We start from the raw sequence: 26,488 nt of genomic DNA, 5'->3' as shown, positions 1-26,488 counted from the left end.
TCCGGAGGGCGGAACGACCCGGACCGACAGCACCCTAGAGTGAGCGCGTGCACCGTCGCCTCGCTCTCGTCCGCCGACCCTCCCCCCGACTCGCGGACGGGATCGTGACGCACATCGAGCGGTCAGGCTCGGTCGACGGCGAGCTGGCGCTGCGTCAGTGGCAGGAGTACGTCGACGTGCTGCGGCGGCGGGGCTGGTCGGTGATCGAGGCGCCTCCGGTGGACGACTGCTCCGACGGCGTCTTCATCGAGGACCAGGTGGTCGTGCACGGCGACGTCGCGGTGCTGTGCCGTTCCGGCGCGCCCGAGCGCCGCGGTGAGCGTGCCGGGGTGCGCGAGGCCGTGGAGGCGCAGGGCTACCGCACGGTCGAGGTGCAGGAGCCGGGGACGCTCGACGGCGGGGACGTGCTCAAGCACGGCCACGTCGTGTGGGTCGGCGTCGGGGGCCGCACCAACCTCGCGGGTGTCGACCAGCTGCGGCGGGCGTGGGAGGGGCACCGGCTCGAGGTGGTCCCGGTCCCCGTGTCGAAGGTGCTGCACCTGAAGTCGGCGGTGACCGCCCTGCCCGACGGCACGGTCATCGGCTATCCCCCGCTCGTCGACGACCCGACCGTGTGGGACGAGTTCCTCGCTGTCCCAGAGGAGTCCGGCGCCCACGTCGTCCTGCTGGGCGGCATGTCGGTCCTCATGTCGGCCTCGGCGCCGCGGACAGCCCAGCTCCTCGCGGCCCGCGGGCACGACGTGACGACCGTCGACATCTCCGAGTTCGAGAAGCTCGAGGGATGCGTCACCTGCCTGTCGGTGCGCCTCCGCGGCTGAGGGCGTCACCACCACGGCTCTGTTAGGGTCGCTAACTGGATGAGCAATCTCCCGAGCGACCGAGGTCACGACATGTCCACATCCGCCAGCCGCCCGCCCTCCGACCCGACGAGCGCTTCGACGAGCGCACGGTCTACCACCCTGACGACCACCGACCAGGTGCGCCGGATCGCCGTCATCGCCGCCGAGATCTTCTGCGTCGTCGGCACGCTCTTCGGCGTCGGCGTCATCGGCACCCGCGTCGAGGAGTCGTCGGGCGGCGCCCTCGCCGCGACCGCGACGCTCATCGCGCCCGCGGGCCCGGCCTTCTCGATCTGGACCCCGATCTACCTCGGACTGCTGGGGTATGCCGTGTGGCAGGCCCTGCCCGCCAACGCCGTTCGCGAGCGCGTCCGCAGCACCGGCTGGCTCGCGGCCCCCTCGATGGTGCTCAACGCCGCCTGGCTGCTCGTGACGCAGCAGGGCTGGATCTGGGTCAGCGTCGTCGTCATCGTCGCGCTCGCCCTGACCCTCGGCACACTCGTGCAGCGCCTGACCCGCGAGACCGCGGCGTCGACGCTGGAGCGCATCCTGCTCGACGTCACGTTCGGCCTCTACCTCGGCTGGGTTGCGGTGGCGACCTGCGCGAACATCACTGCGGCACTGGTCGATTCGCGCGTCGACCTCGGCGCCACCGCCAACCAGCTGGTGGCCGTGGTCGTCCTCGCCGTGGCCGCCGGTCTCGGCGTGCTCTTCGCCCGACGCCTCGGCGGCCGGTGGTCCGTCGCGGCCGCGATGGCCTGGGGCCTGGCCTGGATCGCCGTGGGGCGGCTCGGCGACGAGCCCCGTTCCGTCGCGACCGGCATCGCCGCGGTCGTCGCCGCGGTCGTCGTCCTGCTCGCGGCGCAGCGGCTGCGCGACCGCCGGACCCCGTCCGGTGAGTCGTCGCCCCGCCTCCGCGCCGTCTGAGGATCCCCCGGCCACACCCCCACCGCCGCACCCCGTCGAGGTCTACGCTGCGACGGGGGCCGGACTCGAGCAGTGGGGTGATCCTTTCGTGGACGCTGACGTCGTCATCGTCGGGGCAGGGCTGGCTGGACTGAGGTGCGCTCGGCGCCTGACCGAGCTCGGCCACGAGGTCATCGTCCTCGAGGCCGGCGACGCGGTCGGCGGTCGCATCCGCACCGACGTCGTCGACGGCTTCCGCTGCGACCGCGGCTTCCAGGTGCTCAACCCCGCCTACCCCGCCGTCCGGCGGTGGGTCGACGTGTCGACGCTCGACCTCAAGCCCTTCGGTTCGGGCGTGCTGGTGCGCCGCAGCAACGGGCTTCAGGTCCTGGCCGACCCGGTGCGCGAGCCCCGGCTGCTCGCGCAGACGATGCGCAGCGGCTACCTCCACCCCCGCGAGCTGGCCGGCGTCACCCGGTGGACCGCACGCGTCATCGCCGACCCGAAGACCGTCATCGCACAACCGGACTCGACCTTGGCGGACTCGCTCGACGAGGCCGGCGTCACGGGGCGGCTGCGCCAAGAGGTGCTCGACCCGTTCCTCGCCGGCGTCCTCGTCGACAGTCACGGCGGGTCCTCGGCCAACTTCACCAAGCTCCTCGTGCGGATGTTCGCGCTGGGCCGTCCGGCCGTCCCGGCGAACGGCATGCAGGCCCTGCCGAAGCAGGTGGCCGCGCCGCTCGGTGACCGGGTGCGGCTGCAGAGCCACGTCGAGTCCATCACCCCGGTGCACGGCGGCGTCGAGGTGCGCGTCGACGGCCAGCGCCTCAGCGCCCGCAGCGCCGTCGTGGCGACCGACCCCGTCGGCGCGTCCACCCTCACAACGCTGCCCGAGCCGGTGACCAAGGGCCTCGTGACGTGGTGGTTCGAGGCCCCGGAGCCGCCCCACTCGCTGCCGCTCGTCGCCGTCGACGGCCGGCGGCGCCACGACGCCGCGCCACCCGGTCCGGTCTGGAACACCGCCGTGATGACCGCTGCCGCCCCGAGCTACGCGCCGCCGACGAAGCACCTCGTCGAGGCGACCTGCCTGCTCGACCGTCCCGACGGCGACGCCCCCGAGGCCGACGTGCTGCGCCACGTCGGCGAGATCTACGGCTGCGACACCTCCGGCTGGCGCACCGTCACCCGGCACCGCGTCGACGCCGCCCTGCCCGCGATGACGCCGCCGCTCACGGTGCGCTCCCCCGTCACGCTCGGCGACGGCATCTTCGTGTGCGGCGACCACCGCGACACCGCCTCGATCCAGGGCGCCCTCGTCTCCGGCCAGCGCGCGGCCGAGGCGGTCAACGTCCACCTCTGACCCGCCCCGGCGGTGAAGTCGCGGTCGTTCCATCGTGGCGTGGCCCGAAACCTCCGCCCCAGCCGAGAAGTCGCGGTCGGCGGACCCTCCCGCGCCCCGAAACTCCGCCCCGGCGGAGAAGCCGCGTGCCGGCTGACCCTCCCGCGCCCCGAAACTCCGCCCCGGCGGAGAAGCCGCGTGCCGGCTGACCCTCCCGCGCCTCACAACCTCCGCCCCGGCGGAGAAGGCGCGGCCGGCTGACCCTCCCGCGCCCCGAAACTCCGCCCCGGCGGAGAAGCCGCGGTCGAGCCCCCTGACGGAGCCGCAGAAAAAAGTTCGCGTCCGGTGCATCCACGGAGGGGGTGTCCTCGGAAGAGGGGGCAGACGGCATACGCAGCCGTTGCTCCGAAAGAGAGGACGGACCGTGAAGACGCGCAACCTCGTCGACGGCCTCGCCCTCGCCCCGCGCCCCGTCGAGCCCTGACCCCGACGGGACACCCGCACAGCTCACACCCCGCCGGAGCGCAGCCGACGCTCCCGGGAGCAACCCCTCGAAAGGAACCGTCATGAAGTCCCTTCGCATCGCCGCCGCCACCGCGCTCGCCCTCGCTCCGGCCGCCCTCGTGGCCGGCCCCGCGCACGCCGCCGACGCCACGGTCTCGATCCTGCACGCCGTCCCGGGCGCCACGGTCGACGTCTACGCCAACGGCAAGTCCCTCCTGACGAACTTCAAGCCGGGCACGCTGACCGACCCGCTGATGCTCCCCGAGGGCAGCTACGACCTCAAGGTGACGGCAGCCGGTGCCGGCGCCGGTGGCAAGGCGATCATCGAGGCCAAGGGCGTCGCCGTGCCCGGCGGCGCCAACGTCACGGTCGTCGCGCACCTGTCCGAGGCGGGCAAGCCGGTGCTGACGCCGTTCGTCAACGACACGTCCAAGGTGCCGGCCGGCAAGGCGCGCCTCACGGTCCGCCACACGGCGGCCGCCCCGGCCGTCGACGTCCGCGCCAACGGAGCCGTCGCCCTCAAGGGCCTGACCAACCCCAACGAGGCCAAGGCCGTCGTCGACGCGGGCACCATCAAGGCCGACGTCGTCCTCGCCGGGACCTCGACCGTCGCGATCGGTCCAGCCGACGTGAACCTCAAGGAGGGCACCAACACGATCGTGTACGCGTGGGGCAGCGCCGCCGACAAGAACCTCGCGCTCGCAGTCCAGACCATCTCGGGCATGCACTCCGCGCCGGGCGGTGTGCCCGCCGGGGCCGGCGGACAGGTCGCCGACGAGAAGCAGGCGGCCGACGTGGCGCGCTACGCCGCCATCGGCGGGGCCGCTGCTGCCGCAGGCGGGCTCGTCCTGCTCGCCCGTCGTCGCACCGCCGACGCCCGCTGAGCCGGCCCGAGCTGGCCGAGCCGGACATCCACGCACCAGGACCGGACCGACATGGACCATGACGTCGACTCCCGACGTGACCGCGCCGACGGCCGTGGCTCCAGACGGTCCAGGGGGGTGGCCGCCGCGTTGGCGGCCGCCCTCCTGGCCGGGGTGGGCACGGCGTGGCTGACCCGGTCCTCCGACGCCGCGCCGCCGTCGTCCACCGCGGTGCTGGACTCGTCCGGCCGGCCGGCCACCCCATCCCCTCCCCCGACCAGCCCGACCAGCCCGACCGCCCCGACCGACCCCGATAGGCCCACGTCCTTCGCGACCTCTCTCGCCGCCCGGCCCGCGACGGTGGCTCCCGCCGCCGGGACCGCGGTCCCGGACCGGCTGACCGTGCCGCGCGTCGGCATCGACATGCCGGTCGTGCCGGTCGGTGTCGCCCGCGACGGAGAGATGGCGCTCCCGGCGACCCCGGCGCGCGTGGGGTGGTACCGCTACGGTGCCCGCCCCGGCGACGCCTCGGGCGCCACGGTCCTCGCGGCCCACCTCGACATGCCGGGCTACGGCGTCGGACCCATCGCGGCCGTCGAGGAGCTCCGCACCGGTGACGTCATCACCGTGCGCTCGGGCGAGGAGACCCAGCGCTACCGGGTGACGACGGTGACGAGCATCCGCAAGACCACCCTCGACCTCGACTCGCTCTTCGCCCGCGACGGCCCGGCCGTGCTCCACGTCGTGACCTGCGGTGGGGACTTCGACCGGACCGCGCGGCGCTACGACGAGAACGTCGTCGTCACCGCAAAGCCGACGGCGTGAGCCGCACATGGTTAGGTTGGGCTCGTGCACGTGCACGACGACCCTGACGTCGAGTCCGCAGAGCTCGCCGCCCGCCTGTCCGGTGGGGACCGTGAGGCCCTCGCCGAGATGTACCGCCGCTGGTCACCCCTCGTGCACACGATCGCGCTGCGCTCGCTCGGCACGCGTGAGGACGCCGAGGACGTCGTCCAGCAGGTGTTCGTCGCCGCCTGGCGGGGCCGGGAGACGTTGCGTCCCGACCGCGGCTCTCCAGCGGCGTGGCTCGTGGGCATCGCCAAGCACCGGATCGCCGACGTGCGGACCCAGCGCTACCGCACCCACCGCAACCTGCAGGCCCTCGCGACGGAGGCCGTCACGGAGGCGCCCGCGCCGGACGACTCCGACTGGGCCGAGCGGCTCCTGCTCGTCCACGAGCTCGAGCGCATGGGCGATCCGCGAGCGACGGTGCTCCGAATGGCTTTCATCGAGGACCGCACGCAGGACGAGATCGCCAGGGCGCTTGACATGCCGCTCGGTACCGTCAAGAGCCACGTCCGCCGGGGACTGATCGAGCTGAGAGACCGACTGAAGGAGGTGGAACGTGTCTCATCCGAGTGACGACGAGCTCGTCGACCTCGCGGTCGGCGAGGCAGACGACCCCGAGCGGGCCGCGCACGTTGCCGGCTGCGACACGTGCTCCGCCGCGGTGGAGCAGCTGCGGCGCACCGCCCAGCTCGTCTCCGGCACGAGGACGTATGCCGCGTGGCAGGCTCCCGCGGACGACGTCTGGGCCCGCGTCACCGCGGAGCTCGACGCGGAGCTCGACGCGGAGACGGACGCGGAGAGCGACACCAGGACCGACACCCGGACCGACACCCGGACCGACACCCGGACCGACACCCGGACCGACACCCGGACCGACACCCGGACCGAGATCGGCGCAGCGGCCGATGCGAAGACACGTGCCGACGCCGAAGCTGATGCCGACGCTGGTGGCGGCACCGATGCGCACACCCCCCGGGTGGCGGACGCCCCGTCCGTCGTGTCGCCCGTGACTGCTCCGGCGCCTGCGACGGTCACGCGCCTCGACCGACGCACGCGTCGGCGCGCGGCCGGTTGGGCCGCGGGACTCGTGGCCGCGAGCCTCGTCGTCGGGCTGCTCGTCGGGCGAGCCATCTGGAGCCCGGACACGGACGGACAGGTCGCCCAGGTGGCGTTGTCCACGCTCGACACCCGTCAGCGCGGGGGCGAGGCCACGCTGGTCCGAGCCGCCGACGGCCTCGACCTCAACGTCGCGACGGCGCGGCCGCTCGACGCCGGCGACGGCTACCTCGAGGTGTGGCTCATCAACGCCGACGGCAAGCGCATGGTCTCGATCGGCGTCCTGCAGCCCGGCGAGTCGGGCACGTTCCCGGTCACCCAGGCCCTCATCGAGCAGGGCTACGTCATCGTCGACATCTCCAAGGAGCAGTTCGACGACAAGCCGGCCCACTCCGGCGACAGCCTGCTGCGCGGTCGGCTCCCTGCCTGACCACCCTGCCTGACCACCCGGCCTGACCGTCCACGGGGCTGAGCGCCTGTGCCGCCGAGACACCGCGCCGGTCTGTGTCCTCCGTCAGGTCAGGACATGAGGCTCTTCATGGCCGCGGTGGCGCCGCGAAGGTAGCGCTCGACGACCTCGCGGTCGTCGTCGCTCAGGGTCGCGTCGAGGGCGGCGAGGCTCTCGAACATCGGGGTCATCCGCGCCAGCACCTCGGCGCGGCCGCTGGCGGTGATGACGACCTCGGTTCGCCGGCCGTCCTCGGGGTGCGAGCGCCGCTCGGCGTGCCCGTGCCCGACGAGCCGGTCGACGACGCCGGAGGAGGCGGCCGAGGTGACTCCGAGCACCTTGGCGAGGTCGACCGGGCCGATGGGTCCGCGCATGAGGTGGCGCAGCGAGTGCAGCTCGGACGTGCTGAGCCCGGCTTGGCGCGCGACGACGGCGGGCACGGTCTCGGACACCTCGACGAGCTCCTGCAGGGCCGAGAGCGTGCCGGTCGTGCGCCAGGCGGGCACGCCGGGGACGAGCCCGACCTCGGGTCGCCCCGTGGGGTCGCCCACGGGAGCGGCCTGGGCCGTCGCCCCACCGGTCCTTCGGGTACGCCTCGGGGCCGCTGGTGTCCCTGCGCTGTCCTTGCTGCTAATATCACTCACCAACTTAGTAATCTTCTGAGTAACCTCGTTACTCATCCTATCTGGAGGTGCGGTGTGCGCTCGGTGACCGACAGGATCACGCGCAAGTGGTGGGCGGTGGCGATCGTCGTCCTGGCCCTGGCAGGGGCGATGGGCGTCGTCAGCGCCGTCGGGGAGGCCCAGCGGACGGCGAGCTCGGCCGACGCCCTCCCGATCGGCTCGGACAGCGCCGCGGCGACGCAGCTGCGCGACCGGCTGCCCGAGTCCGAGGGCTCGACGGCCGTCGTGGTCTTCAGCAAGGCGTCCGGCACGCTGAGCCCGGCCGACGTCACGGCGATCGAGGACCGCGTGGCACAGCTGCCCGGCGCCGGACGCGCGCCGGTGCAGCGCAGCGAGGACGGCACCGCCGTCCTCGCGGTCGTGCCCGTCGACGCCACCGACGCGACGGCCACGGCCGACCTCGTCGCCGACATCCGGACGACGGTCAAGACCGACCTGCCCGCGGGGGTCACCGCGCAGGTGACCGGACCGGCAGCCGTGCAGGCCGACCTCGCGGCCGTCTTCGCGGGGGCCAACACCCGACTGCTCATCGCCACCGCCTCCGTCGTCGCCCTGCTCCTGGTGCTGACCTACCGCAGCCCGATCCTCTGGATCTTCCCGCTCGTCGTCGTCGGTGTCGCGGACCGACTCGCAGCCGTCCTCGCGACGCACACCCTCGCAGCCTTCTCGGTCACGTGGGACGAGTCGACCATCGGCATCCTCTCGGTCCTCGTCTTCGGTGCCGGCACCGACTACGCCCTCCTGCTCATCTCGCGCTACCGGGACGAGCTGCGCAGCCACCACGACCGCCGCGAGGCCATGTCGCTCGCGCTGCGCCGCACGGCCGAGGCCGTCCTCTCCAGCGCGGTGACCGTGGTCATCGGCCTGCTGACGCTGCTGCTCTCCCTCTTCCCCGCGACCCGCGGCCTGGGCCTCGCGTGCGCCGTCGGCGTCGTCGTCGCCGCGGTCTTCGTGCTGCTCGTGCTGCCTGCCGCCCTCGTCATCTTCGACCGCTGGATCTTCTGGCCCAAGGTCCCGCGTGAGGGCCAGGCGGCCCTGGCCGACGGCCACTCGCTGTGGCGCCGGGTCGGCGACCGCGTGGCCGCCCACCCGAAGCGGATCATCAGCGTGACCCTCGTCGTCCTGGCCGTCATGGCGGCCGGCATCGCGGCCATCGACACCGGCCTGAAGTCCTCCGACCAGTTCCTCAAGAAGCCCGAGGCCATCGCCGCGAGCGAGCGCCTGGCCCAGTCGTTCCCGGCCGGCAGCGCCGACCCGGCGGTCATCGTCACGACGGCCGACCCCGACGCGGTCGCGTCCGCCGCGAAGGACGTCCCGGGCATCGCCGGGGCCCGCACCGTCAAGCGGGGGGCCGGCGTCGCCGAGGTGGACGCCGTCATCGAGGCGGCGCCCGGATCCGACGAGGCGGCGCAGACGGTGCGCGACCTGCGCACCGCGCTCGCTGCCCTGCCCGAGAGCCACGTCGCCGGCACCGAGGCGGTCGCCCTCGACCAGGCCGAGGCGTCCTCGCGCGACCGGCTGGTCATCTTCCCGATCGTCCTCGTCCTCGTGCTGCTCGCCCTGGGCCTGCTGCTGCGCTCGGTCGTCGCGCCCCTCGTGCTCGTCTCGACCGTCGTGGCGACCTACCTCGCGAGCGTCGGCGCGTCCTGGTGGATCTTCACGAAGGTCTTCGGCTTCTCGGCGCTCGACGACAGCGCCCCGCTCTTCGCCTTCGTCTTCCTCGTCGCCCTCGGCGTGGACTACAACATCTTCCTCGTGACGAGGGCCCGCGAGGAGTCGCGCCTGCACGGCGCGCGGCAGGGCATGCTGCGGGGCCTGGCGGCGACCGGTGGCGTCATCACCAGCGCGGGCGTGCTGCTCGCCGCCGTCTTCGCGGTGCTCGGCGTGCTCCCCCTCGTCGTGCTGGCCCAGATCGGCGTCATCATCTGCGTCGGCGTGCTGCTCGACACGCTCGTGGTGCGCACCCTGCTCGTGCCAGCCATCGCGGTCGTCCTCGGGGACCGCTTCTGGTGGCCCCGGCGCCCCCACCCCGCGCCTGACGGGGCGTCGGACGAGGCCCCCGAGCTGGTCGCGACGTCGTCAGCCAGCAAGCCGTGACGAACCCTTGACACGGCAGGTCGCGGGTGTGACATTGGTGCTGACCAACATGTGACAAACCATGAACAGCGGGGAGCCGGCTCAGACCCCACCCGAACGGCCGGCTCCCCGGCACGCTGCACGACCCTCCTCGCGCCGGGCCGACGCCCTCCCTCGTCGGCCGGGCAGGCCGTGGGCCACGCGTCGGACTCCCTTCCGGCGCGTGGCCCACACCCTTGCCCCCTCGCATTCGGCCTGCGATCGGCTGGCGACCGGCTTGCGATCTCCCGAGTCGGACGGGTCACGGCATCGACGTCAGCCGCTCCGCACTCTCGCCGGGCACCGGGGTGCCGTCGGCCGCCACCGGCGCGACACCGTCCCGGTGCCGGGGCAGGGTCGCCAGGGCGACCACGGCCCCGACGAGCAGCAGTGCCGCGGCCGCGAGGTCGGTGACGTGCATGCCGTCGACGTATGCCGTCCGCGCCGCCGCCAGCACGGCGCTCCCCTCCCCGCCGCCCACCTGACGCGCGACCACCCCCGCCTCGCCAAGTGTCTGCAGCGCCGCGTCGCGGGCTGCCGGCGGCAGACCAACGGGGAGCAGGACCTCGAGGCGGGCGGCATACACGGCACCGAGGATGCTGCCGAGGACGGCCATGCCGAGCGCCCCGCCCAGCTCCCCCGCGGTCTCGACGAGCGCGGAGACCGACCCGGCGCGCTCGGGCGGCGCCACGCCGATCGCATACTCCGTCACGAGGGTGGCGACCGACACGAGACCCATGGCCACGAGGGCGGCGCACACGAGCGCGACCCAGATCGAGGAGTCCACCCCGGCCGCCCTCATGGCGACGAATCCGACTGCCGCGACGACGAATCCGGTTGCCATCACGACGGGTCGGCCGACGCGGAGCGAGACGGCCGCGGCCGCCGGCGCCGCCATCCCCACCGCGACCGACGGCACCAGGCTCCACAGCGCAGCGGACAGCGGGCTGTAGCCGAGGACCGACTGGAGGTACTGCGTCATGAGGACGGCGTTGCCCATGACGCCGAACATCCCGATGACCTGGACCGCGATCGAGCCACCGAACCCGCGACGGGCGAAGAGCCGCGGGTCGACCATCGGACTGTCGATGCGGGACTGGCGGCGCACGAAGGCCACGGCCGCACAGAGCCCGGTGACGGCATACGGCAGCTGGGCAGGTGACCAGCCGTCGGCCGCGAGCTGCTTGAGCACGTGGACGACCGGGAGGATGGCCAGCAGGGACAGCACCGAGCTCGCGAGGTCGACACGGCTCGCGACCGAGCGCGACTCGGGCAGCAGGAACGGCGCGACGACGAGCAGCGCGACCATGACCGGCACGTTGACCAGGAAGACCGAGCCCCACCAGAAGCGCTCGAGCAGCACCCCGGAGATGACCGGACCGATGCCGACGCCGCCGGCCATGACCGCGGACCACACGCCCACGGCCTTGGCGCGCTCGGCGTCGTCGGCGAAGAGGGTGCGGATGATCGCCAGGGTGCTGGGCATGAGCGTCGCGCCGCCGATCCCCAGGAGGGCCCGGGCGGCGATGAGCCAGCCGGCGCTCGGCGCATAGGCCGCGAGCACCGAGGCTGCGCCGAAGGCCACGGCCCCGAGCAGGAGCAGCCGGCGCCGGCCGATGCGGTCGGCGAGGCCGCCCATCGTCAGGAGCAGGCCGGCGAGGACGAAGCCGTAGACGTCGAACACCCAGAGCAGCTGGGTCGCGGTCGGCGACAGCGCTTCGGCGATGTGCGGCACGGCGAAGAAGAGGACGGAGACGTCCATCGAGACGATGAGCAGGGGCAGGCACAGGACCGCGAGGGCGGTCCACTCACGGCGACCTGCCTGCGGTGGTGACGGCTTGAGGGACACGACGCTCCTCGACTTTCTGCGTATGACGCATAGTGTTTATCGGGCACACGGAAAGTACGCCTCATCTGCGTATAGCGCAAGCAGTTGGCTAGGATGAGCCCATGGCGCACCTCCCCCGCTACCTCCAGCTGCTCTGGGGTCGTGAGCCCGAGGGGCGCCGCGGCCCCAAGCCCGGCCGGAGCATCGCCGAGATCGGGGCGGCCGCCGTCGCCATCGCCGACGCCGAGGGCCTCGACGCCATCTCGATGAAGAGCGTGGCCAACGCGGTCGGCTTCACGACGATGTCGCTCTACCGCTACGTCGACAGCAAGGACGAGCTCTCGGCCGTCATGGTCGACGTCGCCTACGGACCGGCCGACCTGAGCTACGCACCCGGGCAGGGCTGGCGCGAGCGCATCACGCGCTGGGCGCGCGAGATCAGCGCCCGACGCATGGCCCACCCGTGGACCACCGAGGTGCGCCTCGCCTCACCGCCCTTGACCCCCAACACGATCGGCTGGATGGAGTCAGGCCTCGAGGCGCTCGAGGACACTCCCCTGACGAGCCAGCAGCGGCTCTCGACCCTGCTGGCCGTCGACGGGTGGGGGCAGAACCACGTGCGCCAGACGGTCCAGATGGGCCTCACCGGCCCGGTGGACCCCGACAGCCCGCAGGGCGCCTACCTGGAGCTCGTCGGTGAGCTCGTCGATGCGGCCGCCTTCCCGCGGCTCGCGACTGCCGGGCCGGAGGCGCTGGGCGATGACGACGACGCCTTCTTCGACGAGGAGTTCGACCACGGCCTGGGCCTGCTCCTCGACGGCATCGAGGCCCTCATCGCGCGGTCGAACTCGGAGCGCGTGAAGGGCTCGGGCCGGCACTGACGCGGGCGGGGCGGCCTAGTTCGGGACCTGGTTCGGGACCTGGCTCGCGATGCCGGCGATGAACATGTCGATGCCGAAGCGGAACCGCTCCTCGCCGTCACCCTCCATCATCTCCTGCAGGTGCGAGGTCATCATCGGGAAGCGCTCGCGGGGCAGTGAGGCGAAGAAGTCCCCCACCTGGTCGAAGTAGGCACGGCCGAGCTCCTCCGACTCCTCCGGCGTCGCCCCGCCGAAGCGCACCTGCATGAGCCAGCCCTCGTAGGCGTCGGCGGCGATGTAGAGCGAGATCCGGTCGAGCGCCCACGCGGCGACGTGGACGGGCACGTTGCCGCGCAGCATCGAGGCGAGCAGGTCCTCGGCCCCCTGGAGCGACTTCGCGGTCGTGGGAATGTCGGCGAAGCTGAGGAGCGCGATGTCGGCGTGCCGGCGGTAGACGTCGTGGCAGCTGAGCGCGAACTGGCGCACCCCTTCCTGCCAGCCGAGCGCGTCGAAGTCGGGGAAGGGCACCTCCTCGATGACGCGCTCGTGCACCCGCTGGAGCAGCTCCTCGCGCGAGTCGACGTAGGCGTAGAGCGAGGCCGGGCCCGTGCCGAGCTCGTTGGCGACGCGGCGCATCGTCACGCCCTCGGTGCCCTCGGCGTCGACGATCGCGAGCGCGACGTCGACGATCCGCTCGAGCGAGATCGGGGTGCGGGCACGGATCTCGCGCGGGCGGGGACGCCACGGGGGCACCGGCAGGGGCTCGGCGGGGGCTTGGGCCGTGCCCTTGGCCTGGGCAGCTCGAGGGCCACCGGCCCGGGTCACCGCTCGGGGGTCCGTCATCGCGCCTCCTCGTCGACACCTGTTGACGAACATCGTACTTGACGCGAACACTGTTCGCTAGTAGAACGGTGTTCGTCATGTGAACGAACACCGTTCGCCAGCCGCCGCGAGAGGAGACCCCATGACCACGACGCCACCGTCCACCACCAGCCCACCCACGTCAGACACCTCGACCAATGCCTCGGCCCCCACCTCGAGCGACGCCCCGAGCGGCGCCCCGACGGCGCACCGGTGGCGCTGGGTCGCCCTCTTCGTCATCCTCGCCGCCGAGGTGATGGACCTGCTCGACGCACTCGTCACCGTCATCGCCGGCCCGTCCGTGGTCCGCGACCTCGGCGGCGGAGCGACGTTCATCCAGTGGTTCACGGCGGCCTACACCGTGGCGATGGCCTCCGGCCTGCTGCTCGGGGGTCGTCTCGGCGACGTCTTCGGACGCCGGCGGATGTTCCTCATCGGCATGGCCGGGTTCACCCTCGCCTCCCTGCTGTGCGCGGCGGCGGCCTCGCCCGAGATGCTGCTCGTCACCCGCATCGTCCAGGGCTTCTTCGGGGCCGCGATGATCCCCCAGGGCCTCGGCATGATCAAGGAGATGTTCCCGCCCGCCGAGATGGCCAAGGCGTTCGGCGCCTTCGGGCCCGTCATGGGGCTCTCGTCGGTCGGCGGCCCGGTCCTCGCCGGCTGGCTCGTCAGCGCCGACTTCCTCGGGCTCGGCTGGCGGATGATCTTCGCCATCAACGTGCCGATCGGCATCGCCGGGCTTGTGGCCGGGCTGCGCTACCTCCCCGCGTCGACCCCGCACCGCGACCTGCGCATCGACGTGCCCGGGGCGCTGCTCGCCACGCTCGGCATGACGGCGCTCGTCGTCCCGTTGATCCAGGGTCGCGACCTCGGCTGGCCCGTGTGGTGCTTCGCCCTGCTCGCCGTGGCCGTCGCCTCCTTCGTCGCGTTCGCGGTGGTCGAGCGGCGCCGGGACCGAGGTGGCAGGACCACCCTCGTCGTGCCCTCGCTCTTCGGCCGGCGGGCCTTCACCTCGGGCCTGCTCACCGGTCTCGCGTTCTTCGGGTCGCTCATGGGCAGCTCGCTCGTCTTCACCCTCTTCGTGCAGCTCGGGCTGGGCTTCGACGCGCTCCACGCCGGGCTCGCGAGCCTGCCGCAGGCGCTCGGGATGATGGTGGGCTTCGGCATCGCACAGGCGCTCAACGCCCGCCTCGGCCGCAGGCTGATGCACCTCGGCGGCGTGGCCCTGGCAGCCGGCCTGGTGGCCCTAGGCACCACCATCTCGGTCGCCGGCGCGTCGATCGGCATCTGGGCCATGGCTCCGTCGCTGCTGCTCATGGGCATCGGGATGGGGCTGACGATGGCGCCGTTCTTCGACATCGTGCTGGCCGGCGTCTCGCCAGAGGAGTCCGGGTCGGCCTCGGGCACCCTGACCGCGGTCCAGCAGGTCGGCGGCGCCCTGGGCATCGCCGTCCTCGGCACGGTGTTCTTCAGCCGCGTCGACGGGCCCACCGCGCCCGACCTCGCCGCCTTCGAGGCGGCCACGCGCTCCGCCCTGTGGGTGGCGGTCGCCCTCGTCGCCGTCGGCTGGGGGCTGACCTTCCTGCTCCCGAAGAAGGCCGAGCACTACGGCGACCACTGACCCCGGCCCCCCTCCTCCTGACCGAACGCCGCGTTCGGTGTCGAGCTCAGTGCTCTACCTGCGCGTTCGGCACCGAACGCGGCGTTCGGCGTGCAGAGGGACGGGGCGGACGGCATACGACGGCGGGAGGGGAACGTCGGGTGGCGGGTGCCGCGCGGACGTCAGCCCGGCCACTCCTCGCGGAGCAGCGCCCAGGTGTTGTCGTCGAGCCACGAGCCGTCCTTGCTCAGGGACTTCGCGATCACCGTCGACTCGTGCCGCATGCCGATGCGGCGCAGGACGCGGTTGGAGGCGATGTTGTCGGCGTAGGCGTCGGCGGTGATCCGGCGCAGACCGAGGTCACGGAAGCCGATGACGAGCAGCTCGGCCGCGGCCTCGGCGGCGAGACCACGGCCGTGCGCGTCCGGGTGCAGGGCGTAGCCGATCGTCCCCTCCCACGCGTCGCTCGGCGCCGAGCCGATGCTGTGGCTCGGCTCGAGGCGGAGCATGACGTCACCGATGACCCGGCCGGTCCGCAGCTCCTCGACGGCGAGCCCGAGCAACGGCTCGGTCGCTCCCGGCCGCCCCCGTTCGACGCGCCTGGCGATCCGGTCTCGCACCTGGTCGCGGTCCAGCACGTCGTGGCTCAGGTGCACGACGACCTCGGGGAGGGAGCGGAAGGCGAGGACGGCGTCGACGTCGTCGAGGGTGAGCGGGCGCAGCGCGAGCCGCGCCGTGTGCCGCGGCCACGCCAGGCGGGACAGGTCCGGCGCCTTCCCCACTAGCGCCAGCCGCCCTCGTCGACGCCACCGGGCACGTCGGCCGCGGGGTCGTAGGGCGTCCGCGTGAAGCGGAACGACGCGAGGTCGAGGTGCGAGGGGGCGCCGTCGGCGGAGCGCACGACGCGCAGTGGCTCACCCGTGTGGTAGCCGTCGAGGCCGACCCACTCGTCGGGCCCCACGCGCTCGAAGCGTGACCCGCGCGCCTGGCCGGGCTCGCCGAGCACGAGGTGCTCGCCGACGACCTTCGCCGTCGACACCGACGGGCCCCAGTGCCACGTGCCCACGAGCTCGAGCGCCGACGGGTCGCCGGCCGCGTGCCACGGCTCGGGGGTGCGCGGCTCGCGCTCGAGGTATGCCGCGAGCAACGCGGGGGCGACCGGGCCGAGACCGCTCGTGGTGTTGGTGAGGGTCACGACCCCGTCGCCCGACTCGGTCTGCACGCGCAGTCCCGCGAGGAAGCCCGGCATCGAGCCGCCGTGCCCGGCATACCTCGTGCCCTCGAGGTTCCACACCTGCCAGCCGAGACCGTGCGCGGTCGTCCACGCCTGACCGGGCTCGTCGTTCACCGTGTGCGGCTCGTACATCTCGGCCAGCGTGTCGGGCGAGAGCACCTCTGCCGTGTCGCCGCCGGCGAAGGCGGCCCAGCGGGCGAGGTCCTGGGCCGTGGTCCACAGCTGGCCGGCGGGCGCCATGGCCCCGGCGTCGTGCTCCGGCTCGGGCAGCAGGACGTCGGCGAACGGGTGGACCGCGAGGCCCTGCGCCGCCTTGCCGCTCGGACGGGTCGTCGTCCGCGTCATGCCGAGCGGCTCGAGCAGGTCGCGACGGACCACGTCGAACCAGTCGGTGCCGTGGGCACGGGCGACGAGCTCGCCCAGCGCGGCGAAGCCGACGTTGGTGTAGTGGAAGCGGCGGCCGGCCCGGAACCGTTGTCCCACCAGCGATCCCGTGAGCTCGTCCCACGTGCCGCCGGGGGTGCGCTCCCACCAGGGGCCGTTGGTCTCGGCCTGCAGCCCGGCACCGTGCGAGAGCAGCTGGGCGATCGTGGCAGCGCCGAACTGGGCGCCCGGGACGTGGTCCTCGAAGCGGTCGAGCAGGTCGAGCCGGCCGGCGTCGCGCAGGCGCATGACCGCCACGGCGACGAAGGTCTTCGTGATCGAGCCCATGCGGTACTGCGTGTCGGTGTCGGCGGCCACGCCTCCCGCCCGCCCGTCGGTCGTGCCGATCGCGTCGGACCAGACGAGCGCGCCGTCCCGCACGATGCCCGCGGTGATCGACGGGAGGCGTCCGCGACGCTGCTCGGCGGCGAGCAGGTGGTGCAGGTGGCGGGCGGTGGCCGGGTCGACCGTCGGGGTACGGGTGGGGGCGTCGGTGCTCACCCGCTCCACCCTAGGAGGGTGTCTGGCGTGGCGCAGACCACCCCGGCAGGATGGGACGGCGACCCCATGGCCGCCCCGCATCGGATATCTTGACATCAAGATTTATTCAGGATCCCTCGTTCTCGGATCTCGGCACGACCAGCAACCCGAACGGAGCACCCGCGTTGGACTCGACCATCATCTACACGCACACGGACGAGGCACCCGCCCTGGCCACGGCGTCGCTGCTGCCCATCGTCTCGGCCTTCGCCAAGCAGGCCGGCGTCGACGTCGAGACGCGTGACATCTCGCTCTCGGGTCGCATCATCGCGGCCTTCCCGGACGCCCTGAAGCCGGAGCAGCGCATCGGCGACGCCCTGGCCGAGCTCGGCGCCCTCGCCAAGACGCCCAAGGCCAACATCATCAAGCTGCCCAACGTCTCGGCGTCGATCCCGCAGCTCAAGGCCGCGATCGCGGAGCTCCAGGCCGCCGGCTACGCGCTGCCCGACTACCCCGACAACCCGAGCACCGACGAGGAGAAGGCGGCGCGGGCGGCCTACGACAAGATCAAGGGATCTGCCGTCAACCCCGTTCTGCGCGAAGGCAACTCGGACCGCCGCGCGCCTGCGTCGGTCAAGAGCTACGCACGCAAGCACCCGCACTCCATGGGTGCCTGGACCGCCGAGTCCAGGACCAACGTCGCGACGATGGGCGCGGACGACTTCTGCCACAACGAGAAGTCCGTCGTCATCGAGGCCGACGACACGCTGCGCGTCGAGCTCGTCGGCGCCGACGGCTCCACCACGGTGCTCAAGGAGTCCATCCCCGTCCTCGCCGGCGAGGTCGTCGACGCGACGTCGATGAACGTCGCCGCGCTGCGCGACTTCCTCTCCGAGCAGGTGAAGCGCGCCAAGGACGAGGGTGTCCTCTTCTCGGTCCACCTCAAGGCCACGATGATGAAGGTCTCCGACCCGATCATCTTCGGCCACGTCGTGCGCGCCTTCTTCCCCGACGTCTTCGAGACGTATGCCGGGTCGCTCGCCTCCGTGGGCGCGTCCCCCAACGACGGGCTCGGCGCCGTGCTCAAGGCCGTCGAGGGCCTGCCCGCCGACGAGCGCGCCGAGGTCGAGGCCGCGGTCGCCAAGGGCTTCGAGGACGGGCCGGCCATCGCGATGGTCGACTCCGACAAGGGCATCACCAACCTGCACGTCCCGAGCGACGTCATCGTCGACGCGTCGATGCCGGCGATGATCCGCACGTCGGGCCACATGTGGAACCGCGACGGCGCCGAGCAGGACACCCTCGCGGTGCTGCCCGACAGCTCCTACGCCGGGATCTACCAGGTCGTCATCGACGACTGCCGCGCCAACGGCGCCTACGACCCCGCCACGATGGGCTCGGTCGCCAACGTCGGCCTCATGGCCCAGGCGGCGGAGGAGTACGGCAGCCACGACAAGACGTTCGAGATCCCCGCCGACGGCACCGTGCGCGTCGTCGACGGCTCCGGCACGACGCTCCTCGAGCACGCCGTGTCCGCCGGTGACATCTGGCGCGCCTGCCAGACCAAGGACGTCCCGATCCGAGACTGGGTCAAGCTCGCCGTCACGCGCGCCCGCGCCACGGGCACGCCGGCCGTCTTCTGGCTCGACGCCGACCGCGCCCACGACGCCAACCTCATCACCAAGGTCGACGAGTACCTCACGGAGCACGACACCGACGGGCTCACGATCGAGATCATGAAGCCGACCGACGCGATCGCCTACTCCCTCGGGCGCATCCGCAAGGGCGAGGACACGATCTCGGTCACCGGCAACGTGCTGCGCGACTACCTCACCGACCTCTTCCCGATCCTCGAGCTCGGCACGTCGGCCAAGATGCTGTCGGTCGTCCCGCTCATCAACGGTGGAGGCCTCTTCGAGACGGGCGCCGGCGGCTCGGCTCCCAAGCACGTGCAGCAGCTCGTCAAGGAGAACTACCTCCGCTGGGACAGCCTCGGCGAGTTCCTCGCTCTCGCAGTCAGCTTCGAGCACCTGGCCGACGTCACCGACAACGCGCGGGCGCGCGTGCTCGGCCAGACGCTGGACCGGGCGACCGGCACGCTGCTCGACGAGAACAAGGGCCCGGCCCGCAAGGTCGGCCAGATCGACAACCGCGGCAGCCACGTCTGGCTCGCGCTCTACTGGGCGCAGGAGCTGGCCAAGCAGACCGACGACGCCGCCCTGGCCGAGACGTTCGCGCCGGTGGCGCAGGCGCTCTCGGACAACATCGCCACGATCTCCCAGGAGCTCGTCGACGCCCAGGGCCACCCGGTCGACATCGGCGGCTACTACCGCCCCGACGCCGACAAGGTCGCGTCGGTGATGCGTCCGTCGAAGACCTTCAACGAGATCATCGACGCGCTCGCCTGACCTGACACGCAGCGGACCCACCGCACGCACGAGGTGCCCACCCGACCGTCCCGGTCGGGTGGGCACTTTCGCGTGCGCCGTCGTGTGACACTTCGACCATGACCCTCGGCCTGGACTTCGCCCTCCGCGACGACGAGCAGCAGTGCCCCGACTGCGGCGGCCGCCGTGTCGCCCACGCCGGGTCGGTCGACGGGCTGGGCGACGGTCTGCAGGCCCGGTTCCGCGCGTTCGAGTACGACCACGAGGCGCCCGAGGTCATCGTCGAGGTGACCTTCGGCCGTATGCCGGGAGCCGACTTCCGGCCCGACGAGACGTTCGCGGCCCGCTACGGCCACGTCCACGGGCAGGAGGATCCCGCCTGCACGCTCGTGACGGCCGGCGCGACAGAGGCACCGGCCGTCGACCTCGGGCGACGGCTGGAGAGGCCGGAGGCTCTCGGGCACCCTCGGCTCGAGCAGTTCTGGGAGGTCAACGACCTCGTGCTGGAGCACCTCGCCGGAGAGCACGGCACCGCCTGCTCGTGCTGCGGTGGCGACCTGGACGAGTTCGACCGGCACGTCCGCTTCCGCCTTCCGGACGTGATCGCAGCCCTGCCCGACGCCGAGCACACCGCCGGTGTCGGCCTGAGCAACCACGACCCGGAGCGCGCCGACTTCCTCGAGTCGGCCGACCACGGCTGCTTCGTCCGCTCGCTGCTGCGCCTGCCGTTGACGGGCGGCTACGCGCTCACCTTCGGCGTGTGGCTCGAGGTCTCACCCGAGACGGCCCGGCGGATCGGGCGGCTGTGGTCGAGCGACCTCTACTTCACGCTCGCCTTCGAAGGTCGGCTCGCCAACGCGCTGCCCCTCGTCGGCGCACTCGGCGCCCCGGTCACGGCGGGCGCGCCCATGCCGGCCGAGGGCATCCCGCTCGTGCGGACCTCGACGGACCCGGCTCTGGCACAGGCCCTCACGGTCCCCCAGGACGCTGCCGCCGCGTTCGAGGCGGCCGGGATGGCGCCCCCGCTCGGCTGAGCACCGCCGAGCACCAGACGGGCACACGGCATACAGCCGGGCCGAGGAGCGGACCGGCAGAGACGACTGCAGGTCTCGCGAACCACCCTGTGGCGTCTAGGAATCCGACTCTCGCAGGGCGTCGCTGGCCTCGGCGATGATGGCCTGCATCGCCGCCGCTGCCGCCGCCCCGTCCCCGGACTGGACCGCCTCGGCGACGTCGCCGTGCAGGCGCACGGCGACAGGGTTGGGCGTCGTCGGCATGAGGTCGTGGTGGGTGCGGCCTGCCAGCACCTCGCTGACGACGTCGGAGAGGGCCGCGAGCATCTCGTTGCCGGAGGCAGCGAGCAGCGTCGAGTGGAAGAGCTGGTCGGCCTCGAGGTAGGCCTCGAGGTCACCGGACTTGGCGTGGACCGCCATCTGCATGACGGCCCCGACGAGGACCCCGCACTGCTCGGGAGTGGCCCGGGCGGCCGCGAGCTCGGCCGCGACGGGCTCGACGCCGCGACGCACGTCACCGAGGGAGAGCAGCTGCTCCTCGCGGCCCGGGCCGTCGAGGCGCCAGCGGATGACGCGTGGGTCGAAGACGTTCCACGAGGTGCTCGGAAGGACGCGGACACCCACGCGCTTGCGCGCCTCCACGAGGCCCATCGAGTCGAGCACGCGCACCGCCTCGCGCACGACCGACCGCGACACCCCGTAGCGCTCATCGAGCTGGTCGATGCGGATCACCGTGCCGGGTGCCAGCTCGCCGGAGACGACCTGCCGTCCGAGGGCGTCGAGGACGCTCGCGTGGAGCGCGGGGCGGCGGTCGGTGGGCACGGCCCCAGCCTGACACATGACCGCCCTGCTTCACGTTCGGCGACATTAAAACGGTTTTATTTGGCACAAGGACTTGATAAGACGCCCTTCTTGCCTCACTCTAGGTCGAGCGACTCGACGAAGACGTCGTTCGAGCCGGACGAAGGAGTCACGGAGACAATGCAGCAGCACCACCCACCACCCCTGGTCGTCGTCATGGGGGTGTCCGGCTCGGGCAAGACCACCGTCGGCGCGGCCCTCGCGCAGCGGCTGCGCGTCCCCTTCGCGGACGCCGACGACTTCCACCCCGAGGCCAACATCGCCAAGATGTCGGCCGGCATCCCGCTGACCGACGACGACCGCGGCCCGTGGCTCGCGACGATCGCCACCTGGCTGGGTGAGCACGCGACGAGCGGCGGCGTCGCCAGCTGCTCGGCGCTCAAGCGCGCCTACCGCGACGTCCTCGCGGCAGCGGCCCCCCAGGTCTTCTTCGTGCACCTGCACGGCGACCCGGACGTCATCGCCGCCCGCGTGGCCGGGCGTCCCGGCCACTTCATGCCGGCAGCCCTGGTCGAGTCGCAGTTCGCGACGCTCGAGCCCCTCGAGCCGGGTGAGCACGGAGCCGTGCTCGACGTCGACCAGCCCGTCGACGACCTCGTCGGCCAGTCCGTCATCCTCCTGCACCCCCGCGACCCGGAAGCGACCAGCTCATGACCACCGACCTGCTCTCCCTGCTGCCCGGCTCGGCGCTGACGGCAGACACCCTGCCGGACATGCCGGCCGGACGACTCGTGCCCGCGGCGCTGCTCGGCATCGCCGTGCTCGTGCTGCTCATCGTGCGGTTCAAGCTGCACCCCTTCCTGTCCCTGACGCTGGGCTCGCTCACCGTCGGCGCGGTCGCCGGCGTGCCCATGGCCGACGTGCTCGACAGCTTCACCAAGGGTTTCGGCAGCACCGCTGCGGGCGTCGGCATCCTCATCGCCCTCGGCGCGATGTTCGGCAAGCTGCTCGCCGACTCGGGCGGCGCGGACGAGATCGTCGACACGATCATCGGCCGCAGCGGGCCCCGCACCCTCCCGTGGGCCATGGCCGGCGTGGGCGCGATCATCGGCCTGCCGATGTTCTTCGAGATCGGCCTCGTCCTGCTGATGCCGGTGATCTTCCTCGTGGCCCGCCGCTCCGGGCTCTCGCTCGTGCGCGTCGGCATTCCGGCGCTCGCCGGCCTGTCGGCCATGCACGGCCTCGTGCCGCCGCACCCCGGCCCGCTGGTCGCGATCGACGCCCTCAAGGCCGACCTCGGCGTCACCCTCGGCCTCGGCATCATCGTCGCCATCCCGACCATCGCCGTCGCCGGCCCGTGGTTCGCCCGTCTGGCGGCCCGCTGGGTCGACGTCCCCGCGCCGGAGCTGTTCGAGGCGCGCGAGTCCGAGACCGGCCCCCGCCCGTCCTTCGCCGTGACGATGCTGACCGTCCTGACGCCCGTCGTCCTCATGATGGGCAAGGCCCTGGCCGACATCCTCGCCGACAAGGGCACCCCGGCCCGGACCGTGCTCGACTTCCTCGGCACGCCGCTCATCGCGCTCCTCATCGCCGTCATCCTCGCGATGTTCACGCTCGGCCGCGGTGCCGGCATGGGCATCAAGGAGGTCGGCACCTCGCTCGAGGCCTCGCTGGGCCCGATCGCCGGCATCATCCTCATCGTCGCGGCCGGCGGCGGCTTCAAGCAGACCCTCGTCGACACCGGCATCGGCCAGCTCGTCGCCGACTGGATCGCCGGGAGCGGTCTGTCCGTGCTGCTGCTCGCGTGGCTCGTCGCGGTGCTCATCCGCCTCGCGACCGGCTCGGCCACGGTCGCGACGGTCACGGCCTCCGGCATCCTCGCACCGCTCGCGGCCGGTATGCCGACGACCCAGGTCTCGCTCATGGTCCTCGCCATCGGCGCGGGCTCGGTGTTCTTCTCGCACGTCAACGACGCCGGCTTCTGGCTCGTCAAGGAGTACTTCGGCCTCAAGGTCGGCCAGACCATCAAGTCCTGGTCGGTGATGGAGACGATCCTGTCGGTGACCGGCCTCGTCCTCGTCCTGCTCCTCGACATCGTCGTCTAGCGCAGCTCCCGGCACCCGCCACTGCAGACCACTGCAGACCACTGCACCGTCGAGAGGCCAGTGTCTGCGGGTGTCGCCGAGTCGAGAGGCCAGTTCTCGTGACGAGAACTGGCCTCTCGACGTCTGGGGACCCACGAACTCTGGCCTCTCGACGGTCAGAGGTGGGTGGGTCAGTGGATGCGGACTCCGCTGATGGCGCGGGCGATGACGATCCGCTGGATCTCGCTCGTGCCTTCGAAGATCGTGTAGATCTTCGCGTCGCGCGACCACCGCTCGACGGGGTGGTCGGTGACGTAGCCGGCGCCGCCGAGGATCTGCACCGCCTTGTCGGTGACGGCCACCGCGACCTCCCCCGCCTTGAGCTTGCTCATCGACCCCTCGGCCGCCGTGAACGGCTGGTTGGTGCGGCCCATCCACGACGCGCGCCAGACGAGCAGCCGGGCCGCGTCGATCTCGGTCCTCATGTCGGCGAGGGCGAACGCGATCGCCTGGTTCTCGATGATCGGCCGACCGAAGGCCACGCGGTCCTTGGCGTAGTCGAGGGCGTACTCGTATGCCGCCCGCGCGATCCCCAGCGCCTGCGCCCCGACCGTGGGGCGTGAGATCTCGAACGTCCGCATGGCCGCCTGGCTGCTCGACGCGCCTCCCTCGCGGGCCCGGGCGAGGCGCTCGTCGAGCTTGTCCTTGCCGCCGAGCAGGCACGACCCCGGCACGCGCACGTCGTCGAGGAAGACGTCGGCGGTGTGCGAGGCGCGCAGCCCGAGCTTGCGCAGCTTCTTCGCACCCTCGATCCCCCTGGTCCCGGGCGGGACGACGAACGCCGCCTGCCCGCGCGAGCCGAGCTCCGGGTCGACGACGGCCGTGACGACGTGGACGTTCGCGATGCCGCCGTTGGTGATGTAGGCCTTCTGGCCGTTGATCACCCACTCGTCGGCCGCCTCGTCGTAGCGGGCACGGGTGCGCATGGCCCCGACGTCGGAGCCGGCCTGCGGCTCGGTGGTGGCGAACGCCGCGAGCTTGGGGTCGTCGGCGTCGCCGTAGCACTGCGGCAGCCACTCGACCATCTGGTCGGGGGTGCCCGAGCCGTAGATCGCCGCCACGGCCAGGGTCGTGCCGAAGATCGACATCCCGATGCCGGCGTCACCCCAGAAGAGCTCCTCGTTGGCGAGGTTGATCGAGATGCCGGTGGGGTCGGACCAGCACTGCGCGAGGAACTCGAAGCCGTAGAGGCCGCTCCTCGCGGCCTCCTGGATGACCGGCCACGGCGTCTCCTCGCGGGCGTCCCACTCGGCGGCCGCCGGGCGCACGACGTCGGCGGCGAAGCCGTGCACCCAGTCGCGCAGCTCGGTCTGGTCGTCGTCGAGGGCGAGCGAGAACTCCACCACGACAGGACCCCTCAGGCCTTGGGGATGTCGAAGAAGTTCGCGATGTTGGCGGCGAGGCCGAGGTCGCCCTTCGCCTTGATCTTGCCGGTCATGAACATCATGACCGGGTTGCCGCTCTTGGTGATGACCTTGGTGAAGTCGACCGGCGTCATGGCCAGGGTGAGGGTCGAGTCACCGTCGTGCCCCGGGACGGTCGTGCAGGCGCCGTCGGCGAAGCGCACGGTCCACTCGTCGGCACCGCCGTCGGGCCGGCCGGTGATGCTCCAGTGCGTCGTGGCCGTGGTGGACCCGGCACGGTCGGCACGGAATAGCTCGGGCATCCGCCGGAAGATCGCCTCGATGATCGGCTCGCGGTTGGGGCTCTCCATCACCTGCTTGACGTCCTTGTCGGACATCTCCTTGACGATGCGGATGAACTCACCGGGCTCGACGGCGGCGATCTGCTCGGCGGTGGCGGTCGTGAAGTCGATCTCGGACATCAGGGTCCTTCCGGAGGGAACGGCGTTGTTACCGCGAGTAGGTTACTGGACGGTCGGGTCGTCGAGGAACCAGCCCGCCACCATGCCGTCGGGACGGCCGGGCTCGATGTAGTGCTCCCACGCGAAGCCGACGGCGAACATCTCCACCGGCATCTGCAGCATGCCCTGGGCGTCGGACTGGCTCGCGTGCGCCTTGAGGGCCGAGCGCTTGACCTCGAGGAACTCGCTGACGTCGCAGGCCCAGTGCAGCTCGCTCTCGAGGCTGCCGAGCGGGTTGCCGTCGTCCATCGGCGCGCTGGGGTCCCACTCCCCCACGTCGAGCCCGGCCGCCATCGCCGCCTCGTGCGAGCGGATCATCGCGTCGCGGTTCATCGAGCCCTCGAGGTAGCGCGGCGTGCCGGCGAGCTCGGCCGCACGCTTGGTCACGGCATGCACCTTGACGTGGTCGGGGTGACCGTAACCACCGTGCCAGTCGTAGCCGACGACGACGTCGGCGTCCTCGTCGCGCAGCACCGCAGCCAGGCGCTCGGCGGCCTCCTCGGTGTCGGCGCGGACGAAGCTCTCCTCGTGGTCGTTCTGCGCCCACCCGGTCATGCCGGAGTCGGCGTAGCCGAGGAACTCGACGCGGTGGGTCCCGATGACGGCGTTGGACGCGGCCGCCTCGGTACGGCGCCGCTCGACGACGGTCTCGCCCTCGGCGAGGTCGTCGGGGGCGTCGCCGTGGTCGCCGTTGGTGGCGACGACGAGCACGACGCGGTGACCCTCGCTGACGGCACGCGCCATCGATCCGGCCGACTGCGAGGCCTCGTCGTCGGGGTGGGCGTGGACGAAGACAACGGTTGACATGTGCTCAGCCTCTCACCGCGCGCCGACGTTCCCACCATCGGCGGATACCTCCCCCGCACCGCCGGACGCCTCCGCGACGGGCAGCGTGTAGACGACGTAGCCCTCGAACGTCGCCACCTCGTCGTAGAGCCGGCGCGCCACGGCGTTGGACTCGTGGGTCTGCCAGTAGACGCTGCCGCAACCCTGCTCGCGGGCCCAGTCGCGCACGGCGCCGATGAGCGCGGTCGCCACGCCCCGACCGCGCACGGCCGGGTCGGTGAAGAGGTCCTCGAGGTAGCAGAGGTCGGGCTCGCTCGAGCTCGGGTGCACGAGGAAGTGGGTGATCCCCACGAGCTCGCCGTCGAGCCAGGCGCCGAGTCCGTGCAGCCTTGCGCCAGAGGTGATCTCACGCCATGCCCTGTCGTATGCCGTCTGGCTGAGCTCGCGCTCGTAGAAGCCGATGTAGGCGCGGAAGAGCTCTTCCCACCGGCCCCGGTCGGCGGGCTCGAAGCCCCGGATCTCGATCACGACCCGACGCTAGCGCGACGGCACGGGCAGCGGGAGGGCCAGCACCCGGCATACGGGATGGACCACTCGGTGGGAGG

Annotated in this window: 24 protein-coding genes; 14 read left to right on the top strand and 10 right to left on the bottom strand. The window is 72.3% G+C overall.

The window, feature by feature from the left end:
- Positions 1-47 precede the first annotated feature (47 nt).
- The 7 genes from ddaH to IEY30_RS10865 all read left to right on the top strand — a co-directional run bounded on the left by ddaH (position 48) and on the right by IEY30_RS10865 (position 6,786).
- Complete coding sequence (ddaH, locus tag IEY30_RS10895; protein ID WP_030195459.1) at positions 48-818, top strand: dimethylargininase; 771 nt, start codon at positions 48-50, stop codon at positions 816-818.
- Between the two features lie 72 nt (positions 819-890).
- Positions 891-1,766: a TspO-related membrane protein gene (locus IEY30_RS10890; RefSeq protein WP_081920388.1), complete on the top strand. Its 876-nt coding sequence runs from the start codon at positions 891-893 to the stop codon at positions 1,764-1,766.
- Between the two features lie 88 nt (positions 1,767-1,854).
- The gene (locus IEY30_RS10885; protein WP_030195454.1) at positions 1,855-3,105 is read left to right on the top strand and encodes an NAD(P)/FAD-dependent oxidoreductase; all 1,251 of its coding nucleotides are present in this window, start codon (positions 1,855-1,857) and stop codon (positions 3,103-3,105) included.
- Between the two features lie 545 nt (positions 3,106-3,650).
- Complete coding sequence (locus tag IEY30_RS10880) at positions 3,651-4,472, top strand: DUF4397 domain-containing protein (RefSeq protein WP_030195448.1); 822 nt, start codon at positions 3,651-3,653, stop codon at positions 4,470-4,472.
- Positions 4,473-4,589: 117 nt separating this feature from the next.
- Entirely contained in the window at positions 4,590-5,276 is a 687-nt protein-coding gene (locus IEY30_RS22130; RefSeq protein ID WP_030195445.1) for a class F sortase, read from the top strand.
- 24 nt (positions 5,277-5,300) lie between these two features.
- Positions 5,301-5,873 carry an RNA polymerase sigma factor gene (locus tag IEY30_RS10870; RefSeq protein WP_030195442.1) on the top strand — a complete coding sequence of 191 codons (573 nt, stop codon included), beginning with the start codon at positions 5,301-5,303 and terminating at the stop codon, positions 5,871-5,873.
- Positions 5,857-6,786, top strand: coding sequence for an anti-sigma factor (locus IEY30_RS10865; protein ID WP_188960129.1), 930 nt, complete (start codon positions 5,857-5,859; stop codon positions 6,784-6,786). Before IEY30_RS10870 ends, IEY30_RS10865 begins: the two co-directional genes overlap by 17 nt.
- A gap of 89 nt (positions 6,787-6,875) precedes the next feature.
- On the opposite strand, the gene IEY30_RS10860 is transcribed toward IEY30_RS10865, so the two are convergent.
- Entirely contained in the window at positions 6,876-7,355 is a 480-nt protein-coding gene (locus IEY30_RS10860; protein ID WP_229674953.1) for a MarR family winged helix-turn-helix transcriptional regulator, read from the bottom strand.
- A gap of 156 nt (positions 7,356-7,511) precedes the next feature.
- Here IEY30_RS10860 and IEY30_RS10855 point away from each other — a divergent pair, with 156 nt between their 5' ends.
- The gene (locus IEY30_RS10855) at positions 7,512-9,584 is read left to right on the top strand and encodes an MMPL family transporter (protein ID WP_229674952.1); all 2,073 of its coding nucleotides are present in this window, start codon (positions 7,512-7,514) and stop codon (positions 9,582-9,584) included.
- Between the two features lie 280 nt (positions 9,585-9,864).
- Here the strand turns inward: IEY30_RS10855 and IEY30_RS10850 are convergent, their stop codons facing one another.
- Positions 9,865-11,451 carry an MFS transporter gene (locus IEY30_RS10850; protein ID WP_052358398.1) on the bottom strand — a complete coding sequence of 529 codons (1,587 nt, stop codon included), beginning with the start codon at positions 11,449-11,451 and terminating at the stop codon, positions 9,865-9,867.
- A 101-nt stretch (positions 11,452-11,552) separates the two neighbouring features.
- Between IEY30_RS10850 and IEY30_RS10845 the strand changes: the two genes are divergently transcribed.
- Positions 11,553-12,311, top strand: a complete 759-nt coding sequence (locus IEY30_RS10845; protein WP_052358397.1) for a TetR/AcrR family transcriptional regulator — start codon at positions 11,553-11,555, stop codon at positions 12,309-12,311.
- A 15-nt stretch (positions 12,312-12,326) separates the two neighbouring features.
- Here the strand turns inward: IEY30_RS10845 and IEY30_RS10840 are convergent, their stop codons facing one another.
- Positions 12,327-13,133, bottom strand: coding sequence for a TetR/AcrR family transcriptional regulator (locus IEY30_RS10840; RefSeq protein ID WP_052358396.1), 807 nt, complete (start codon positions 13,131-13,133; stop codon positions 12,327-12,329).
- Positions 13,134-13,254: 121 nt separating this feature from the next.
- Here IEY30_RS10840 and IEY30_RS10835 point away from each other — a divergent pair, with 121 nt between their 5' ends.
- Positions 13,255-14,772: an MFS transporter gene (locus tag IEY30_RS10835; protein WP_052358395.1), complete on the top strand. Its 1,518-nt coding sequence runs from the start codon at positions 13,255-13,257 to the stop codon at positions 14,770-14,772.
- A 161-nt stretch (positions 14,773-14,933) separates the two neighbouring features.
- Here IEY30_RS10835 and IEY30_RS10830 read toward each other — a convergent pair whose 3' ends face one another.
- A complete protein-coding gene (locus IEY30_RS10830) occupies positions 14,934-15,533 on the bottom strand; it encodes a GNAT family N-acetyltransferase (protein ID WP_052358394.1) in 600 nt (199 codons plus the stop codon).
- Positions 15,533-16,909: a serine hydrolase domain-containing protein gene (locus tag IEY30_RS10825; RefSeq protein ID WP_229674951.1), complete on the bottom strand. Its 1,377-nt coding sequence runs from the start codon at positions 16,907-16,909 to the stop codon at positions 15,533-15,535. Before IEY30_RS10825 ends, IEY30_RS10830 begins: the two co-directional genes overlap by 1 nt.
- A 164-nt stretch (positions 16,910-17,073) precedes the next feature.
- On the opposite strand from IEY30_RS10825, the gene IEY30_RS10820 reads away from it, so the two are divergent.
- Positions 17,074-19,296, top strand: a complete 2,223-nt coding sequence (locus IEY30_RS10820) for an NADP-dependent isocitrate dehydrogenase (RefSeq protein WP_030195410.1) — start codon at positions 17,074-17,076, stop codon at positions 19,294-19,296.
- A gap of 98 nt (positions 19,297-19,394) precedes the next feature.
- Positions 19,395-20,309, top strand: a complete 915-nt coding sequence (locus IEY30_RS10815) for a DUF2199 domain-containing protein (protein WP_030195407.1) — start codon at positions 19,395-19,397, stop codon at positions 20,307-20,309.
- 96 nt (positions 20,310-20,405) lie between these two features.
- Here IEY30_RS10815 and IEY30_RS10810 read toward each other — a convergent pair whose 3' ends face one another.
- Entirely contained in the window at positions 20,406-21,110 is a 705-nt protein-coding gene (locus IEY30_RS10810) for a FadR/GntR family transcriptional regulator (RefSeq protein ID WP_030195404.1), read from the bottom strand.
- Between the two features lie 159 nt (positions 21,111-21,269).
- Here IEY30_RS10810 and IEY30_RS10805 point away from each other — a divergent pair, with 159 nt between their 5' ends.
- Positions 21,270-21,803 carry a gluconokinase gene (locus IEY30_RS10805; protein WP_030195402.1) on the top strand — a complete coding sequence of 178 codons (534 nt, stop codon included), beginning with the start codon at positions 21,270-21,272 and terminating at the stop codon, positions 21,801-21,803.
- Entirely contained in the window at positions 21,800-23,194 is a 1,395-nt protein-coding gene (locus IEY30_RS10800) for a GntP family permease (protein ID WP_030195400.1), read from the top strand. Before IEY30_RS10805 ends, IEY30_RS10800 begins: the two co-directional genes overlap by 4 nt.
- A 170-nt stretch (positions 23,195-23,364) precedes the next feature.
- On the opposite strand, the gene IEY30_RS10795 is transcribed toward IEY30_RS10800, so the two are convergent.
- The 4 genes from IEY30_RS10795 to IEY30_RS10780 are packed head-to-tail and all read right to left on the bottom strand — an operon-like array spanning position 23,365 to position 26,411.
- Positions 23,365-24,579 (bottom strand): acyl-CoA dehydrogenase family protein, encoded by a 1,215-nt coding sequence (locus IEY30_RS10795; RefSeq protein WP_030195397.1) that lies wholly within the window; start codon positions 24,577-24,579, stop codon positions 23,365-23,367.
- A gap of 11 nt (positions 24,580-24,590) precedes the next feature.
- Positions 24,591-25,058 carry an SCP2 sterol-binding domain-containing protein gene (locus tag IEY30_RS10790; protein WP_052358392.1) on the bottom strand — a complete coding sequence of 156 codons (468 nt, stop codon included), beginning with the start codon at positions 25,056-25,058 and terminating at the stop codon, positions 24,591-24,593.
- Positions 25,059-25,100: 42 nt separating this feature from the next.
- The gene (locus tag IEY30_RS10785) at positions 25,101-25,904 is read right to left on the bottom strand and encodes a PIG-L deacetylase family protein (RefSeq protein WP_030195393.1); all 804 of its coding nucleotides are present in this window, start codon (positions 25,902-25,904) and stop codon (positions 25,101-25,103) included.
- A 12-nt stretch (positions 25,905-25,916) separates the two neighbouring features.
- Entirely contained in the window at positions 25,917-26,411 is a 495-nt protein-coding gene (locus IEY30_RS10780) for a GNAT family N-acetyltransferase (protein WP_052358391.1), read from the bottom strand.
- Between the last annotated feature and the right edge of the window lie 77 nt (positions 26,412-26,488).

It is taken from the genome of Terrabacter tumescens, assembly GCF_014646815.1.
In the GTDB taxonomy this organism is placed as follows: domain Bacteria; phylum Actinomycetota; class Actinomycetes; order Actinomycetales; family Dermatophilaceae; genus Terrabacter; species Terrabacter tumescens.
The sequence above is the reverse complement of the archived record's forward strand: the minus strand, read 5'-3'. Positions and strand labels throughout refer to the sequence as shown.